The organism is Agrobacterium sp. 22-3639C2 (assembly GCF_053522105.1).
The window spans coordinates 391,697-405,617 of the sequence record NZ_JBNWDB010000001.1; the positions used below are offsets into that span (position 1 = coordinate 391,697).

Sequence of the window (13,921 nt, forward strand, 5' to 3'; positions counted from 1 at the left end):
CGTTTCGATGCCGATAAACATCACCATGCCTGCCCTTTCTCCCACCATGGAAGAGGGCAATCTGGCCAAGTGGCTGGTCAAGGAAGGCGACAAGGTCGCACCCGGTGACGTGATCGCCGAGATCGAGACCGACAAGGCAACCATGGAAGTGGAAGCCGTCGATGAGGGCACGGTCGCTAAGCTCGTGGTTCCCGCAGGCACGGAAGCGGTCAAGGTCAACGCCCTGATCGCTATCCTCGCCGCCGATGGCGAGGATGTGGCTGAGGCAGCAAAGGGCGGCAATGCTGCTCCTGCCGCGTCCCAGGCCAAAGCCGAGGCTCCGAAGCAGGAAGCTGCGAAGGCTGAAGCGCCAAAGGAAGAAGCTGTTCCGGCCAAGGCTGAAAAGCCAGCTGCCGACCAGGCCTCCGCACCTTCCACCCCGGCCCCGGTTGCAAAGTCCGGCGAGCGCATCTTCGCTTCGCCGCTTGCCCGTCGTCTCGCCAAGGAAGCCGGTCTCGACCTCACGGCCGTGTCCGGTTCAGGCCCGCATGGCCGTATCGTCAAGACAGACGTGGAAAAGGCCGCCGCTTCCGGTGGTGCGAAGGCAGCTCCTGCCGCCGCAGCATCCGCAGGCGCACCGGCTGCCGCACTTGCCAAGGGCCCGTCCGAAGAAGCTGTTCTCAAGCTGTTCGAACCCGGTTCTTACGAACTGGTGCCGCATGACGGCATGCGCAAGGTCATCGCCAAGCGTCTGGTCGAATCCAAGCAGACCGTTCCGCATTTCTACGTTTCGGTGGATTGCGAACTGGATACGCTTCTGGCGCTGCGCGCCCAGCTCAACGCCGCCGCTCCCGAAAAGGACGGCAAGCCCGCCTACAAGCTTTCGGTCAACGACATGGTCATCAAGGCGCTGGCTCTCGCGCTGCGCGATGTGCCTGATGCCAACGTCTCCTGGACGGAAAGCAACATGGTCAAGCACAAGCATTCGGATGTCGGCGTTGCCGTTTCCATTCCGGGTGGCCTGATCACGCCGATCATCCGCAAGGCGGAAGAGAAGTCGCTCTCCACCATCTCAAACGAGATGAAGGACTACGGCAAGCGCGCCAAGGAGCGCAAGCTGAAGCCCGAGGAGTATCAGGGCGGCACGACGGCCGTGTCCAACATGGGCATGATGGGCGTCAAGAGCTTCTCCGCCGTCATCAACCCGCCGCATGCCACCATTCTGGCAGTCGGCGCGGGCGAACAGCGTGCTGTCGTGAAGAACGGCGAGATCAAGATCGCCAATGTCATGACGGTTACGCTCTCTACCGACCACCGTTGCGTCGATGGCGCGCTCGGAGCCGAACTGATCGGCGCCTTCAAGCGCTATATCGAAAACCCGATGGGCATGCTGGTTTGATCGGAGAGTGAGATGGTGAAGTCGGTCCTCTGCTTTGGCGATTCCCTCACATGGGGATCAGATGCGGAAACGGGTGGCCGGCACAGCCATGACGATCTTTGGCCGAGCGTCTTGCAAAAGGCGCTCGGGCCTGATGTGAAGGTGATCCACGAAGGGCTGGGTGGACGAACCACCGCCTATGATGACCATACCGCTGATTGCGATCGCAACGGCGCAAGGCTCTTGCCGACGCTTCTGCACAGCCACGCGCCGCTTGATCTGGTCATCATCATGCTCGGCACCAACGACTTGAAACCGTCGATTCATGGCTCGGCCATCGTCGCGATGAAGGGTGTGGAGCGGCTGGTCAAACTGGTGCGCAACCATGTCTGGCAGGTGCCGGACTGGGAAGCGCCGGATGTTCTGATCGTCGCGCCGCCGCAACTGTGCGAAACGGCCAACCCCGTGATGGGCGCTATCTTTCGCGATGCGATCGATGAATCGGCGATGCTCGCCCCGGTCTACCGGGATTTGGCCGACGATCTCGATTGCGGATTTTTCGATGCGGGGTCAGTTGCCCGCACGACGCCCGTGGACGGCGTTCATCTCGATGCTGAAAACACGCGGGCCATCGGGCGCGGGCTGGAGCCCGTCGTTCGCATGATGCTCGGACTTTGACAACAATTCTCGTTTCGGAACGGCATGCCGTGACCCGATAGGACAAGGCAGGATACCTATGGCTCAATCTTATGACGTCATCATCATCGGTTCGGGACCGGGCGGTTATATTGCCGCGATTCGCGCAGCCCAGCTCGGCATGAAGGTTGCCGTGGTCGAGCGCGAGCACCTTGCAGGCATCTGCTCCAACTGGGGCTGCATTCCTACCAAGGCGCTGCTGCGTACTGCCGATGTCTTGCATACGGCTCAGCACGCCAAGGATTACGGCCTGACGCTCGAAGGCTCGATCAAGCCTGATGTCAAGGCGATCGTTGATCGTTCGCGCGGCATCGCGCACCGCATGAACAACGGCGTCGGTTTCCTGTTCAAGAAGAACAAGGTCGATATCATCTGGGGCGAGGCCAAGATCACCAAGCCCGGTGAAATCGTGGTTTCCAAGACCCAGAAGAAGCCCGTCGAACCGATGGGCCCGGTTCCGAAGAACACGCTGGGCGAGGGCACCTATACCGCCAAGCACATCATCGTCGCCACAGGCGCCCGCCCGCGCGCGCTTCCAGGCATCGAACCGGATGGCAAGCTGATCTGGACCTATTTCGAGGCAATGAAGCCGGAAGAACTGCCGAAGTCGCTGCTCGTCATGGGTTCCGGCGCCATCGGCATCGAATTCGCCAGCTTCTACCGCACCATGGGTGTCGACGTTACCGTCGTTGAAATCATGAGCCAGGTGATGCCGGTCGAAGATGCGGAGATCTCTGCCTTCGCCAAGAAGCAGCTGGAGAAGCAGGGCATCAAGTTCCATCTGGAAACCAAGGTTGCGAAGGTCGAGAAGGCTGCGAATTCGGTTACTGCGACGCTCGAGAAGAAGGACGGTTCGTCCGAGAAGATCACCGCTGACCGGATGATTTCGGCTGTCGGCGTCGTCGCCAACATCGAAGGCATCGGCCTTGAGGCCGTCGGCGTGAAGACCGATCGCGGCTTCATCGTCATCGACGGTTACGGCAAGACCAACGTGCCTGGCGTCTACGCCATCGGCGATGTCGCCGGCCCGCCGCTGCTCGCCCACAAGGCCGAGCATGAGGCCGTGATCTGCGTTGAAAAGATCGCCGGTCTGCCGAATGTTCACCCGATGGACAAGCTCAAGATCCCCGGCTGCACCTATTGCAACCCGCAGGTCGCCTCTGTTGGTCTCACCGAAGCCAAGGCGAAGGAACTGGGCCGCGATATTCGCGTCGGCCGCTTCTCCTTTGCGGCCAACGGCAAGGCCGTGGCGCTCGGTGAAGATCAGGGCATGGTCAAGACCATCTTCGACAAGAAGACGGGCGAGTTGATCGGCGCGCACATGGTTGGTGCGGAAGTCACCGAACTCATTCAGGGCTTCGTGGTCGCCATGAACCTCGAAACCACCGAAGAAGAACTGATGCACACGATCTTCCCGCATCCGACCATTTCCGAGTCGATGAAGGAAAGCGTGCTCGACGCCTACGGACGTGTGCTGAACGCATGAGTGCCCCGTGATGCCCGGCATTGTCTAACCATGCCGGGTGTCCCATATGTCTCAACGCTGGTTCTATAAGGGAGCGCGGGAATGGAAAATATCGGCTGGATTGCGGCAATCATCATCGGCGGTCTTGCCGGCTGGCTCGCCGGCAAACTCATGGATATGCGTTTCGGCATCTTCATGAATATAGTTCTCGGCATCGTCGGTTCGGTGGTTGCCGTTGCGGTGCTGAGAACCTTCGACGTTTTCGTGCAGGACAGCAGGCTCGGTTATTTCGTAACGTCCTTCATCGGCGCCAGCCTGTTGTTGTTCATGGCTAAGCTGGTACGGCGCTGACTAGGCTTCGTGCACGGAAGGGGCTTACGCTTTTTCTGGAATTGTTCTAAAGCATCGCGTCAATAAATGTGATGATCGCGGCAAGCGATAGAAACAGGTTTCTTATGGTCACTATTCTCGACAGGACTTCGTCCGAAGAAAAGCGTATCCGCCACCCGGAAAAGGCCCATCGGCCCGATACCGAAGTCATGCGCAAGCCGGAATGGATCCGCGTCAAGGCGCCGACATCCAAAGGCTACCACGAGACGCGCGAACTGGTGCGCAGTCACAAGCTGGTGACGGTGTGCGAGGAAGCCGGCTGTCCAAATATCGGCGAATGCTGGGACAAGAAACACGCGACCTTCATGATCATGGGTGAGATCTGCACCCGCGCCTGCGCCTTCTGCAACGTCGCGACCGGCAAGCCCAATGCGCTTGACATGGACGAGCCGGAAAACGTCGCCAAGGCCGTCAAGCAGATGGGCCTCAGCCACGTCGTCATTACCTCGGTCGACCGCGATGATCTCGCCGATGGCGGCGCGGAGCACTTCGAAAAGGTGATCTGGGCGATCCGCGCTGCGTCTCCCAACACCACCATCGAAATTCTGACCCCGGACTTCCTGAAGAAGCCCGGCGCGCTGGAGCGTGTCGTCGCGGCGAAGCCCGATGTCTTCAACCACAATATGGAAACCGTTCCCGGCAATTACCTCACGGTTCGCCCCGGTGCGCGTTATTTTCATTCCGTGCGCCTGTTGCAGCGCGTCAAGGAACTGGACCCCACCATGTTCACCAAATCAGGTATCATGGTCGGCCTTGGCGAAGAGCGCAACGAAGTGCTGCAGTTGATGGACGATCTGCGCAGTGCTGACGTGGACTTCCTGACTATCGGCCAGTATCTGCAGCCGACCCGCAAGCACCACAAGGTCGAGGCTTACGTCACGCCGGAGGAATTCAAGTCCTATGAGACGGTCGCCTATACCAAGGGCTTCCTGATGGTCTCCTCCAGCCCGCTGACGCGTTCTTCCCACCATGCGGGCGACGATTTTGCACGCCTGCGCGCAGCCCGCGAGAAGAAGATTCTGGCCGCTGCGGAGTAAGTGGGCGGGGCGGGCAATTTCTCTCACGCGTCATCCTTGGGCTTGTCCCGAGGATGACGTTGCTGCTTTCACCTGAAGTCCGGCCACAACCTTCTCCGGCCGATGCGCGCGCATGCACAGGATGACGCTCAGCACGACTGAGGAAATCGCCAGGACCTCTACGATTGTTGGCCCACGACCTTCCCAGAGGAAACCATAGAGCAAGGCAAAGAGCGTCTCGAACAGGATCATCTGCCCAACCATGGTGAGCGGCAGCAGGCGGCTCATGCGGTTCCAGAGAGCATTTCCGAGAATGGATGCGGTGAAACCGAGACCGGCGGCGATGGCCGCAAAATGCAGCCAGTCCTCGGAGCTATGGCCTTCCCCGCCGAAAGCAAAGGCCGGTATGGCGAGCGCCAGCGCCAGCCCTCCGGTCACCACACCCGTCATCATGTTCCAGTCGTCGGCGCTGACATCGTGAAGGCGTGACAGCCAGCGGGCATTGCCAACCGCAAAGGCCGTCCATGAGGCGAGCGCGCCAAGCGCACAGGCCAGCCCGATCAGGCGGGAGACATCCAGCCCCGTATCGCTTTCCGTCAACGACTGCCAGGATATGCCGATAATGCCGATTGCGCCAAAGGCGAGCGACGGCCACAGACGCTTGAGCGATACCGCGCCATGATCGCGCGTGCCGATGATGGTGACGGCAACCGGCAGGAAGCCGATGATGATGGACGTGAAGGCAACGCCGCTCAGTTTCACCGCCGTTGATATGAAGACATAATAGGCGATGTTGCCGATCATGCTCAGCCAGCCGAGCGCGATCCATTCGCGCGCACCGAAATGGGCAGATACCCGTTTCAGGCGCGGTCCTATGATGACGAGCGAAATTAGCCCGTAGGTCAGGTAACGGGCCGTCGACAGTTGCAGGGCGGAAAAATCCGGTACGAGTTTCGGGGCGAGAAAGATCGCACCCCAGAGAGCGCCCGCCATCATGCCGTAGATAACACCTAGGCTTGTCTTGTTCATGTCATGTCACATCCGCATTCACGATTGCCCGCGATGTGCCACAGCCAAGTACGGCTGTCTTGACAAAAACTCCTGAGAGGAGAGGTGCTGTGCTTTCAGTGAATTCCGAAGGCCCGGCGATAAGCAGCAGGCGTTTTGCCCATCGCGTTGCGCATGGCGCGCGTCAGTGCCGTCTGGTCGGAAAAGCCGGCCCGCAAGGCAATTTCCGCAATCGGCAATGTGGAGTGGCGCAGCAATGCGCAGACCTTGTCCATGCGCAGCTCTGCAAGCCAGCGGTGAGGAGGGAGGCTAAACTCTTCCAGAAACAGCGCATGCAGGCGGCTATCGCTGATCGCGGCGCAGGATGCGAGCGTCTCGATGGTCCAGGGGAAAAATGGCTCCGCTCTGACGATCTCGCCCAGCGCATGCAGGCGGTGGCGGATATCGGTCTTTTCAGTCGCAAGGCTGTCGATCAGGAGCGGTGCCCAGAGGTTGGCAATATCCGCACGCGGCCCATCCGATCCGATGACGCCGCGCATGTAAGCGATCAGCTGCCGTGTATCCCGTGCGATATCGAGAAACGGCTTGTGGACAAATCTCTCCAGCACCTGTTCGGGAACAGCAGTTTCGTCGATATCGACCACCAGCGACCGGTTGATCGTCGTCGCTTCCTGTGTGTGCGATGTGTTGGGATGAATGAAGACCGCGCGCCCGGTGGACAATTCGTCCTGTAGCCCTGCTACATCGATCCGCAGACATCCCGAGACCGGAAGAACGATCTGCACGAAGCCGTGCCGTTCCTTCGGTCTTTCCTGCGTATAGGTCCTGATATCGGCGGATGCGGCGATCATGAGATTGTCATTTCCATCGTGAAAAGAAACGGCCGCCTCGAAAAGCGGCCGGTTTCAGTCCTGATTATGACATCGTCTTGAAGATTGGGCCAGCCGGCTTTATCGAGCCGGCGTCTAACATTCTTCCTTGGCGGTCGATTCGCCGCGTTTGCGCTTGCGCAAAACCGGCTTGTTCTCTCTCGCCTCGCATTTCGCAACGTCGATGAGATAGGCAAGCATCGGCATTTCGTTCATCGATGCAAGTTGCTTGGCGGATTCGAGAAGGTTGATGATGTTGGAAAAATCGTCCATCGGCTCACTCAGTGGCTCAAAGCGGGTTATGTGTGTGGGTGTGAACCCAGGGATGAATAAGCGCGGTGAAAATGGGAGGTTCCAGCGCCGTTGCATCCCATGGGTGTAATATTAGTCGCAAATAAATAGCAATCCCTGCGAGGGGGTTGCAATAGTTAAATTTCCGTAACATCGGACGCCGCGGCCATGCCGCCGCAGAATAATAGCCGCGCTATTTAAAAATGGCATGGTGGCGAAGACGAGGTTTATTCGATGCCGAACTATCTTGAAAACGTGGAGGACGCGGCTGCGATTATCGCATCTGCACAGCGTATTTCGGTCGTCGGTTGCTCCGGAGGCGGAAAATCGACGCTTTCCCGGAAGCTCGTAAGGCGTTTTGGATTTGAATACATTTCCATGGATCGCGATATTTTCTGGTTGCCTGGCTGGCAGGCACGCCCGCGCCAAGAACAGCGACAAAGGATTGCCGCTATCGTCGCCAAAGACCGGTGGCTGATGGACGGCAGCAATCCATCGTCTTTCGACATGCGTCTGCCGAGATCCGACATCGTCCTTTGGGTGCGCATGCCGCGCTGGCTTTGCCTTTGGGGCGCCATCACCCGGATTGCCAAGGGGTATGGCAAGGCGCGTCCTGAAATGGCTGAAGGGTGCCCCGAAAGACTGGATCTCGATTTCCTGCGCTATATCTGGAATTTCGAACGCCGCCACGCTCCGATCTTCGAGCAGAATTTCGCGCTTTATGGTCCCAACGTGCCGGTATTCCAGCTTAAAAGCCGAAAACAGCTTCGCCGCCTTCTTGATCTTCTTGTTATCGAGGATTAACTCCCGCTCATGCCACAGTTCGAAACGCATCGCCTTGTAAAACACTCGCCCGACCGCATGTACGACCTCGTCGCCGATGTGGAGAAGTATCCGCAGTTTCTGCCGCTTTGCGAAGCGCTGGTCATCCGCTCGCGCAAGGAGCGGGACGGCAAGACCCTGCTGGTGGCAGATATGACGGTGGGCTACAAGGCCATTCGCGAGACCTTCACCACGCAGGTGCTGCTGAACCCGGCAGAGCGCGCTATCGACGTGAAATATATCGACGGCCCGTTCAAATATCTCGACAATCGCTGGCGTTTTGAAGCCTCCGCAGAGGGCGGCTCGGCCATTCATTTTTTCATCGAGTATGAATTCAAGAACCGGCTGCTCGGTGCGGTCATGGGATCGATGTTCGACAGGGCCTTCCGCATGTTCGCCGAAGCCTTCGAGACCCGCGCCGATAAAATCTACGCGGACCCAGCCTGATTGAGGGTAATCAGCATCTCGAGCGCCGTCCTGACGGTCGCAAGACGGATTTCCGTGCGCCCGATCTCTCCGTAGTGCATTTCATGGTGCAGGATTTTACCGCTGCGCGACCTGGCGGCCAGATGCACCAGCCCCACCGGTTTTTCAGCCGAACCTCCGCCCGGACCGGCAATGCCGGTCACGGCTACGGCAAAATCCGCCCGGGAACGAAATAGCGCGCCATGCGCCATTTGCAGCGCGGTCTGTCGGGATACGGCGCCGAAATTCGCCAGCGTCTCAGTTCCAACCCCAAGCATGTCCATCTTGGCTTGGTTCGTGTAGGTGACGAAGCCGCGATCGACGACGGCAGAAGAGCCGGCGATTTCCGTCAGCGAACCAGCAATCAGGCCGCCCGTACAGCTTTCCGCCGTCGAGACCATGAAGCCGCCGGCGGTAAAGTCAGAAATGACCCGCCGCGCCAGTTCTTCTATATCCGCAGGAAACAGGCTCATAGCGGTCTGCCCTTGTAGACCACAGTGGCAGTGGCAATCGCAGCAATACCTTCGCGGCGGCCGACGAAGCCGATCGTCTCGTTGGTGGTCGCCTTGACCGAGCAGCGCTCCAGCGCGATGCCGAGCATGTCGGAAAGCGCCTCACGCATGGCCTGCCGATGCGGTCCGATGCGCGGCGCTTCGGCAATCAGCGAGACATCGGCATTCATGATCGTGCCGCCACTGCCGCGGACTACCTTGGCCGCGTGTTCGAGGAAGATGCGCGAAGCAGCACCCTTCCATTGCGGATCGGAAGGCGGGAAGTGATCGCCTATGTCGCCAGCGCCGCAGGTGGCGAGCAGGGCATCCGTCAGCGCATGCAGCGCCACATCGGCATCCGAATGGCCTTTGAGTTTCTGGTCGTGTTCGATGAAGACGCCGCACAGCGTCACGCCGTCTCCGGCTTCTAGCTGGTGCACGTCGTAACCATTGCCGGTGCGCACGTCAGGCAGTCCGTAGGAGAGCTTTTCATCGGCCATGGCGATATCCCGCTTGAGAGTGAGTTTCACATTGTCGACCGAGCCTTCGGTCAGCGTCACAGGTAGACTTGCCCACTCGGCGATCGAGGCGTCATCGGTAAAGTCGGCTTTTCCAGATGTGGCAGCAGCGCGATGCGCGGCGAGGATTTCGCCATAGCCGAAGCTTTGCGGTGTCTGCGCCGCATAAAGACCCTGCCTTGAAACCGTTTCCGCGACAGAATCGCCTGCGCCACGCTTCAGCGTATCAGTGACGGGCAGGGCAGGCAGAACGCCGACAGCGCCCGCCTTGTGCAGCGCCACGATGCGTTCCAGCATGTCCACGGCGATGAAAGGCCGCACGGCATCGTGGATCATCACATGTGTGAGGTCTTGCGCGGCCAGCGCTTCCAGACCAGCGAGCACCGATTGCTGCCGGGTTGCGCCGCCCGTGACGGTGACGATCCGCTCCCCGGCATTCAGCCGTTCAAGGATTGGTGACAGGAGCGCCGCATCGTCGGCATGGATAACGACCACGATAGGGGATGTGTCTGCCCAGGCAAGAAAGGTCGACAATGTATGCTCGATCACGGCCTTGCCACCGATCGGGCGATATTGTTTCGGCCCTTCCTCGGGGGAGCCGGCTCTTTCTCCGCGTCCTGCGGCGACAACGACGATGCCGAGTTTCATAGTACTTTCCTGCATTGGTCTTATGCTTTGTGCGCAACCCTTAATGGTTGACAGTCCTGCTCTAGCGTTTCAAAACCCGAATGGCCAGCCCGATAAGCCGCCCACCCGCACCCACATGCCGCAGGATCGGTCATCCCGTTTGTTCAAACCTGCACAAATTGCCGCCGCCAGCAAAACAGGCAGGCAGGCCACGCGCAAATAAAAGGTGCAACCCTGTAAAAGTGCTTGGCAACTGCGCAAACACTGTCTAAAAATAATGCATATAACTCTTCTGCACGAAAGATCATCACTTGCCCCTTCCGGAGTTGTCAGTCCCGTTCAGCATCGGCTCAGTCGCGATCCGTAATCGCGCAGTGCTGGCGCCTATGTCGGGCGTGACAGATTTGCCTTTCCGTCAGCTCGCCTGGCGTTACGGCGCGGGCCTTGTGGTGACTGAAATGGTCGCAAGCCGGGAACTTGTCGCCAATCGTGGGGAATCCTGGGCGCGGCTGAAAAATGCCGGGATGGTTCCGCATATGGTGCAGCTCGCCGGGCGCGAAGCGCATTTTATGGCGGAAGCGGCAAAAATTGCGGCTGACAATGGCGCTGGCATCATCGACATCAATATGGGTTGTCCGGCCAAGAAGGTGACGGGCGGGTACTCCGGTTCAGCCTTGATGCGGGATCCTGACCATGCGCTGTCGTTGATCGAGGCGACCGTCGGCGCGGTCGATGTGCCCGTGACGCTGAAGATGCGGCTCGGCTGGGATGAAAACACCATCAATGCACCCGAAATTGCTCGCCGCGCTCAAGCCGCTGGCGTCCAGCTCATCACCATTCACGGCCGCACCCGCATGCAGTTTTACGAAGGACGGGCGAACTGGGATGCCATTCGCGCCGTGCGCGAGGTGATTTCCGTGCCGCTGATCGCCAATGGCGATGTCGAGACCGCCGAAGATGCGCGTGAAATCCTCAGCCGTTCCGGCGCGGATGCCGTTATGGTCGGTCGCGGTGCACAGGGTCAACCCTGGCTGCCGGCGGTACTGGCCGGACATGCAGCGCCGCAACGCGCCGATATTGCCGATATCGCCGTCGAACATTACGACATGATGCTCGAATTTTATGGAAGGGAAGCCGGTCTTCGGCATGCCCGCAAACATCTGGGCTGGTATCTCGACCGTTTCGCGACGGAGATCGCCACCACCGACAAGGCTAAAATCATGACATCGCGTGATACGGGGGAAGTGGCTGATCTGCTGCGCTCCGCCCTTTGCGACAATGCGGGCGAAGAAGCCGCAAGGAAGGCCGCATGAGCGCTGATAAACACAGCCCGGCAGATGCGAACCCGCTCGCCATGGCGGTTCTGAACGCGGTGCAGAATCCCGTTATTCTGGTGGATGCCGAAGGTTTCATCGCTTTTGCCAATTGGGAAGCAGAAGCTTTTTTCGGGGCCAGCGCCTCCCATCTCGCCCGCTACCGCGTCTCCACCTTCATTCCCTTCGGCAGTCCGCTGCTTGCGCTGATCGATCAGGTGCGGGAACGCCGCGCGCCGGTAAATGAATATCGGGTCGATCTGAGCTCCCCCCGGCTTGGACAGGACAAGCTCGTCGATCTCTATGTCGCGCCTGTTGTCAGCGAGCCGGGGTCTGTTGTCGTCGTCTTCCAGGAACGGTCGATGGCTGACAAGATCGACCGGCAATTGACCCATCGGGCTGCTGCACGCTCTGTCACCGGCCTTGCCTCGATGCTGGCGCATGAGATCAAGAACCCGCTTTCGGGCATTCGTGGTGCCGCGCAGCTTCTCGAGACATCGGTTGCCGATGAGGACCGTGCGCTGACGCGGCTGATCTGCGACGAGACCGATCGTATCGTCTCGCTGGTTGACCGCATGGAAGTGTTCTCCGACGAGCGTCCGGTGGACCGCGTGCCAGTCAACATCCATTCGGTGCTCGACCATGTGAAGGCCATAGCCAAGGCTGGCTTTGCCCGCAACATCAAGATTTCCGAGAATTATGATCCATCGTTGCCGGCGGTTTATGCCAATCGCGACCAGCTGGTTCAGGTCTTTCTCAATCTGGTGAAAAACGCGGCGGAAGCCGTCGGGAATCAGTCGGAGGGCGAGATCGTGCTGACGACGGCATATCGTCCCGGCATGCGCATGTCCGTGGCGGGCAGCCGCGAACGCATCTCGCTGCCGCTTGAGTTTTGCGTCCATGACAATGGGCCGGGAGTGCCGGCCGATCTCCTGCCGCATCTCTTCGACCCCTTCATTACCACCAAGACGAATGGTTCGGGCCTGGGTCTGGCGCTTGTCGCCAAACTGATCGGCGCCCATGGCGGCATCGTCGAATGCGACAGCCAGAACCATCGCACGACTTTCCGCGTATTGATGCCCGTCTCGCCTGAAGTGGCGTTGGACGACCGCATCTTGCCGAACTCGACAGGAAATGACAGATGACAGCTACTATCCTCGTCGCCGATGATGATGCCGCAATCCGCACCGTGCTTAATCAGGCGCTCAGCCGTGCCGGTTACGATGTGCGCATCACGTCCAATGCCGCAACGCTCTGGCGCTGGGTTTCTGCCGGCGAGGGCGATCTGGTCGTTACCGATGTCGTGATGCCCGATGAAAATGCCTTCGATCTGCTTCCGCGCATCAAGAAGGCTCGCCCGGACCTGCCGGTTCTGGTGATGAGTGCCCAAAACACTTTCATGACCGCGATCAAGGCTTCGGAAAAGGGCGCTTACGATTACCTGCCCAAGCCCTTCGACCTGACGGAGCTGATTGCCATCATCGGCCGCGCCTTGTCGGAGCCGAAGCGCAAGCCCGCCAAACTGGACGACGATATGCAGGACGGCATGCCGCTCGTCGGCCGCTCGGCCGCCATGCAGGAAATCTACCGGGTTCTCGCCCGCCTGATGCAAACCGACCTGACGCTAATGATTACCGGCGAATCCGGCACCGGCAAGGAACTGGTGGCGCGCGCGCTGCATGATTACGGCAAGCGCCGCAACGGCCCCTTCGTCGCCATCAACATGGCGGCAATCCCGCGTGATCTGATCGAATCCGAACTGTTCGGCCATGAGAAGGGCGCCTTCACCGGCGCGCAGAACCGCTCGACCGGCCGTTTCGAACAGGCCGAGGGCGGCACGCTGTTTCTCGACGAAATCGGCGATATGCCAATGGACGCCCAGACGCGGCTGCTGCGCGTATTGCAGCAGGGCGAATATACGACGGTCGGTGGACGCACGCCGATCAGGACCGATGTTCGTATCGTCGCCGCCACCAACAAGGACTTGAAGCAGTCGATCAACCAGGGCCTTTTCCGCGAAGACCTCTATTACCGCCTAAACGTCGTGCCGCTGCGCCTACCGCCGCTGCGCGACCGCGCTGAGGATATTCCCGATCTGGTTCGCCATTTCATCCAGACGGGTGAGAAGGAGGGGCTGGAAGGAAAGCGCTTCGAGACCGAGGCGCTGGAAGTCATGAAGGCCTATGCCTGGCCCGGCAACGTGCGCGAACTCGAAAACCTGATCCGTCGCCTGATGGCGCTTTATCCGCAGGAAGTCATCACCCGCGAGATCATCGAGCAGGAATTGCAGTCGGATGTTCCAGACAGCCCGCTCGACAAGATGGCGGTTCGCACCGGCTCATTGACCATTTCGCAGGCGGTCGAGGAAAACATGCGGGATTATTTCGCAAGTTTCGGCGAAGGCCTGCCGCCGCCGGGTCTCTACGACCGTGTTCTGCGCGAACTGGAATATCCGCTTATTCTTGCCGCCCTGACGGCGACGCGCGGTAACCAGATCAAGGCCGCCGATCTTCTTGGCCTCAACCGCAATACGCTGCGCAAGAAGATTCGCGAGCTTGGCGTTTCCGTGTATCGCAGCTCCCGCCCCAGCTGA

15 protein-coding genes are annotated in these 13,921 nt (G+C 59.6%); 10 read left to right on the plus strand and 5 right to left on the minus strand.

The genetic code is table 11. From position 1 onward, the window contains the following. Positions 1 to 7: 7 nt before the first annotated feature. From ACQZ6D_RS01925 to lipA, 5 genes are all read left to right on the plus strand, one after another. Positions 8 to 1,378 carry a pyruvate dehydrogenase complex dihydrolipoamide acetyltransferase gene (locus ACQZ6D_RS01925; RefSeq protein WP_013636029.1) on the plus strand — a complete coding sequence of 457 codons (1,371 nt, stop codon included), beginning with the start codon at positions 8 to 10 and terminating at the stop codon, positions 1,376 to 1,378. Positions 1,379 to 1,390: 12 nt separating this feature from the next. Beyond that, a complete protein-coding gene (locus ACQZ6D_RS01930; protein WP_003512881.1) occupies positions 1,391 to 2,035 on the plus strand; it encodes an SGNH/GDSL hydrolase family protein in 645 nt (214 codons plus the stop codon). Positions 2,036 to 2,093: 58 nt separating this feature from the next. Next, on the plus strand, positions 2,094 to 3,539 hold the full coding sequence (gene lpdA / locus ACQZ6D_RS01935; protein ID WP_013636031.1) for a dihydrolipoyl dehydrogenase: 1,446 nt from the start codon (positions 2,094 to 2,096) through the stop codon (positions 3,537 to 3,539). A gap of 81 nt (positions 3,540 to 3,620) precedes the next feature. Continuing rightward, positions 3,621 to 3,869, plus strand: coding sequence for a GlsB/YeaQ/YmgE family stress response membrane protein (locus tag ACQZ6D_RS01940; protein ID WP_003512885.1), 249 nt, complete (start codon positions 3,621 to 3,623; stop codon positions 3,867 to 3,869). 104 nt (positions 3,870 to 3,973) lie between these two features. Next, a complete protein-coding gene (gene lipA / locus ACQZ6D_RS01945) occupies positions 3,974 to 4,945 on the plus strand; it encodes a lipoyl synthase (RefSeq protein ID WP_065688311.1) in 972 nt (323 codons plus the stop codon). Between the two features lie 30 nt (positions 4,946 to 4,975). Here the strand turns inward: lipA and ACQZ6D_RS01950 are convergent, their stop codons facing one another. From ACQZ6D_RS01950 to ACQZ6D_RS01960, 3 genes are all read right to left on the minus strand, one after another. After that, positions 4,976 to 5,953, minus strand: coding sequence for a DMT family transporter (locus ACQZ6D_RS01950; protein WP_065704616.1), 978 nt, complete (start codon positions 5,951 to 5,953; stop codon positions 4,976 to 4,978). A gap of 95 nt (positions 5,954 to 6,048) precedes the next feature. After that, positions 6,049 to 6,783, minus strand: a complete 735-nt coding sequence (locus ACQZ6D_RS01955) for an AraC family transcriptional regulator (protein ID WP_448729589.1) — start codon at positions 6,781 to 6,783, stop codon at positions 6,049 to 6,051. A 114-nt stretch (positions 6,784 to 6,897) separates the two neighbouring features. Next, a complete protein-coding gene (locus ACQZ6D_RS01960; RefSeq protein ID WP_003512893.1) occupies positions 6,898 to 7,074 on the minus strand; it encodes a hypothetical protein in 177 nt (58 codons plus the stop codon). A gap of 252 nt (positions 7,075 to 7,326) precedes the next feature. Between ACQZ6D_RS01960 and ACQZ6D_RS01965 the strand changes: the two genes are divergently transcribed. Together ACQZ6D_RS01965 and ACQZ6D_RS01970 are read left to right on the plus strand one after the other, a co-directional pair. Next, positions 7,327 to 7,896 carry a P-loop NTPase family protein gene (locus ACQZ6D_RS01965; protein WP_065704613.1) on the plus strand — a complete coding sequence of 190 codons (570 nt, stop codon included), beginning with the start codon at positions 7,327 to 7,329 and terminating at the stop codon, positions 7,894 to 7,896. Between the two features lie 9 nt (positions 7,897 to 7,905). Then, positions 7,906 to 8,361 (plus strand): type II toxin-antitoxin system RatA family toxin, encoded by a 456-nt coding sequence (locus tag ACQZ6D_RS01970; RefSeq protein ID WP_003512897.1) that lies wholly within the window; start codon positions 7,906 to 7,908, stop codon positions 8,359 to 8,361. On the opposite strand, the gene ACQZ6D_RS01975 is transcribed toward ACQZ6D_RS01970, so the two are convergent. Both ACQZ6D_RS01975 and ACQZ6D_RS01980 read right to left on the minus strand, forming a co-directional pair. Then, on the minus strand, positions 8,343 to 8,852 hold the full coding sequence (locus tag ACQZ6D_RS01975; RefSeq protein WP_448729590.1) for a CinA family protein: 510 nt from the start codon (positions 8,850 to 8,852) through the stop codon (positions 8,343 to 8,345). The two genes, ACQZ6D_RS01970 and ACQZ6D_RS01975, sit on opposite strands and share 19 nt — an antisense overlap. Continuing rightward, entirely contained in the window at positions 8,849 to 10,036 is a 1,188-nt protein-coding gene (locus ACQZ6D_RS01980; RefSeq protein ID WP_448729591.1) for a bifunctional 2-C-methyl-D-erythritol 4-phosphate cytidylyltransferase/2-C-methyl-D-erythritol 2,4-cyclodiphosphate synthase, read from the minus strand. Before ACQZ6D_RS01980 ends, ACQZ6D_RS01975 begins: the two co-directional genes overlap by 4 nt. Positions 10,037 to 10,341: 305 nt before the next feature. Here ACQZ6D_RS01980 and dusB point away from each other — a divergent pair, with 305 nt between their 5' ends. Genes dusB through ntrC form a run of 3 tightly spaced genes read left to right on the plus strand, consistent with a single transcriptional unit; the run spans position 10,342 to position 13,921 of the window. Further along, positions 10,342 to 11,328, plus strand: coding sequence for a tRNA dihydrouridine synthase DusB (gene dusB / locus ACQZ6D_RS01985; RefSeq protein WP_255610144.1), 987 nt, complete (start codon positions 10,342 to 10,344; stop codon positions 11,326 to 11,328). Further along, positions 11,325 to 12,473 (plus strand): two-component system sensor histidine kinase NtrB, encoded by a 1,149-nt coding sequence (locus ACQZ6D_RS01990; RefSeq protein WP_003512904.1) that lies wholly within the window; start codon positions 11,325 to 11,327, stop codon positions 12,471 to 12,473. The genes dusB and ACQZ6D_RS01990 overlap by 4 nt, the downstream gene beginning before the upstream one ends. Further along, the gene (ntrC, locus tag ACQZ6D_RS01995) at positions 12,470 to 13,921 is read left to right on the plus strand and encodes a nitrogen regulation protein NR(I) (protein ID WP_003512914.1); all 1,452 of its coding nucleotides are present in this window, start codon (positions 12,470 to 12,472) and stop codon (positions 13,919 to 13,921) included. The genes ACQZ6D_RS01990 and ntrC overlap by 4 nt, the downstream gene beginning before the upstream one ends.

Coding starts and splice junctions, on each gene's coding strand:
- ACQZ6D_RS01925 (WP_013636029.1), top strand. CDS start 8: ATGCCGATAAACATCACCATGCCTGCCCTTTCTCCCACCATGGAAGAG.
- ACQZ6D_RS01930 (WP_003512881.1), top strand. CDS start 1,391: ATGGTGAAGTCGGTCCTCTGCTTTGGCGATTCCCTCACATGGGGATCA.
- lpdA (WP_013636031.1), top strand. CDS start 2,094: ATGGCTCAATCTTATGACGTCATCATCATCGGTTCGGGACCGGGCGGT.
- ACQZ6D_RS01940 (WP_003512885.1), top strand. CDS start 3,621: ATGGAAAATATCGGCTGGATTGCGGCAATCATCATCGGCGGTCTTGCC.
- lipA (WP_065688311.1), top strand. CDS start 3,974: ATGGTCACTATTCTCGACAGGACTTCGTCCGAAGAAAAGCGTATCCGC.
- ACQZ6D_RS01950 (WP_065704616.1), bottom strand. CDS start 5,953: ATGAACAAGACAAGCCTAGGTGTTATCTACGGCATGATGGCGGGCGCT.
- ACQZ6D_RS01955 (WP_448729589.1), bottom strand. CDS start 6,783: ATGATCGCCGCATCCGCCGATATCAGGACCTATACGCAGGAAAGACCG.
- ACQZ6D_RS01960 (WP_003512893.1), bottom strand. CDS start 7,074: ATGGACGATTTTTCCAACATCATCAACCTTCTCGAATCCGCCAAGCAA.
- ACQZ6D_RS01965 (WP_065704613.1), top strand. CDS start 7,327: ATGCCGAACTATCTTGAAAACGTGGAGGACGCGGCTGCGATTATCGCA.
- ACQZ6D_RS01970 (WP_003512897.1), top strand. CDS start 7,906: ATGCCACAGTTCGAAACGCATCGCCTTGTAAAACACTCGCCCGACCGC.
- ACQZ6D_RS01975 (WP_448729590.1), bottom strand. CDS start 8,852: ATGAGCCTGTTTCCTGCGGATATAGAAGAACTGGCGCGGCGGGTCATT.
- ACQZ6D_RS01980 (WP_448729591.1), bottom strand. CDS start 10,036: ATGAAACTCGGCATCGTCGTTGTCGCCGCAGGACGCGGAGAAAGAGCC.
- ACQZ6D_RS01990 (WP_003512904.1), top strand. CDS start 11,325: ATGAGCGCTGATAAACACAGCCCGGCAGATGCGAACCCGCTCGCCATG.
- ntrC (WP_003512914.1), top strand. CDS start 12,470: ATGACAGCTACTATCCTCGTCGCCGATGATGATGCCGCAATCCGCACC.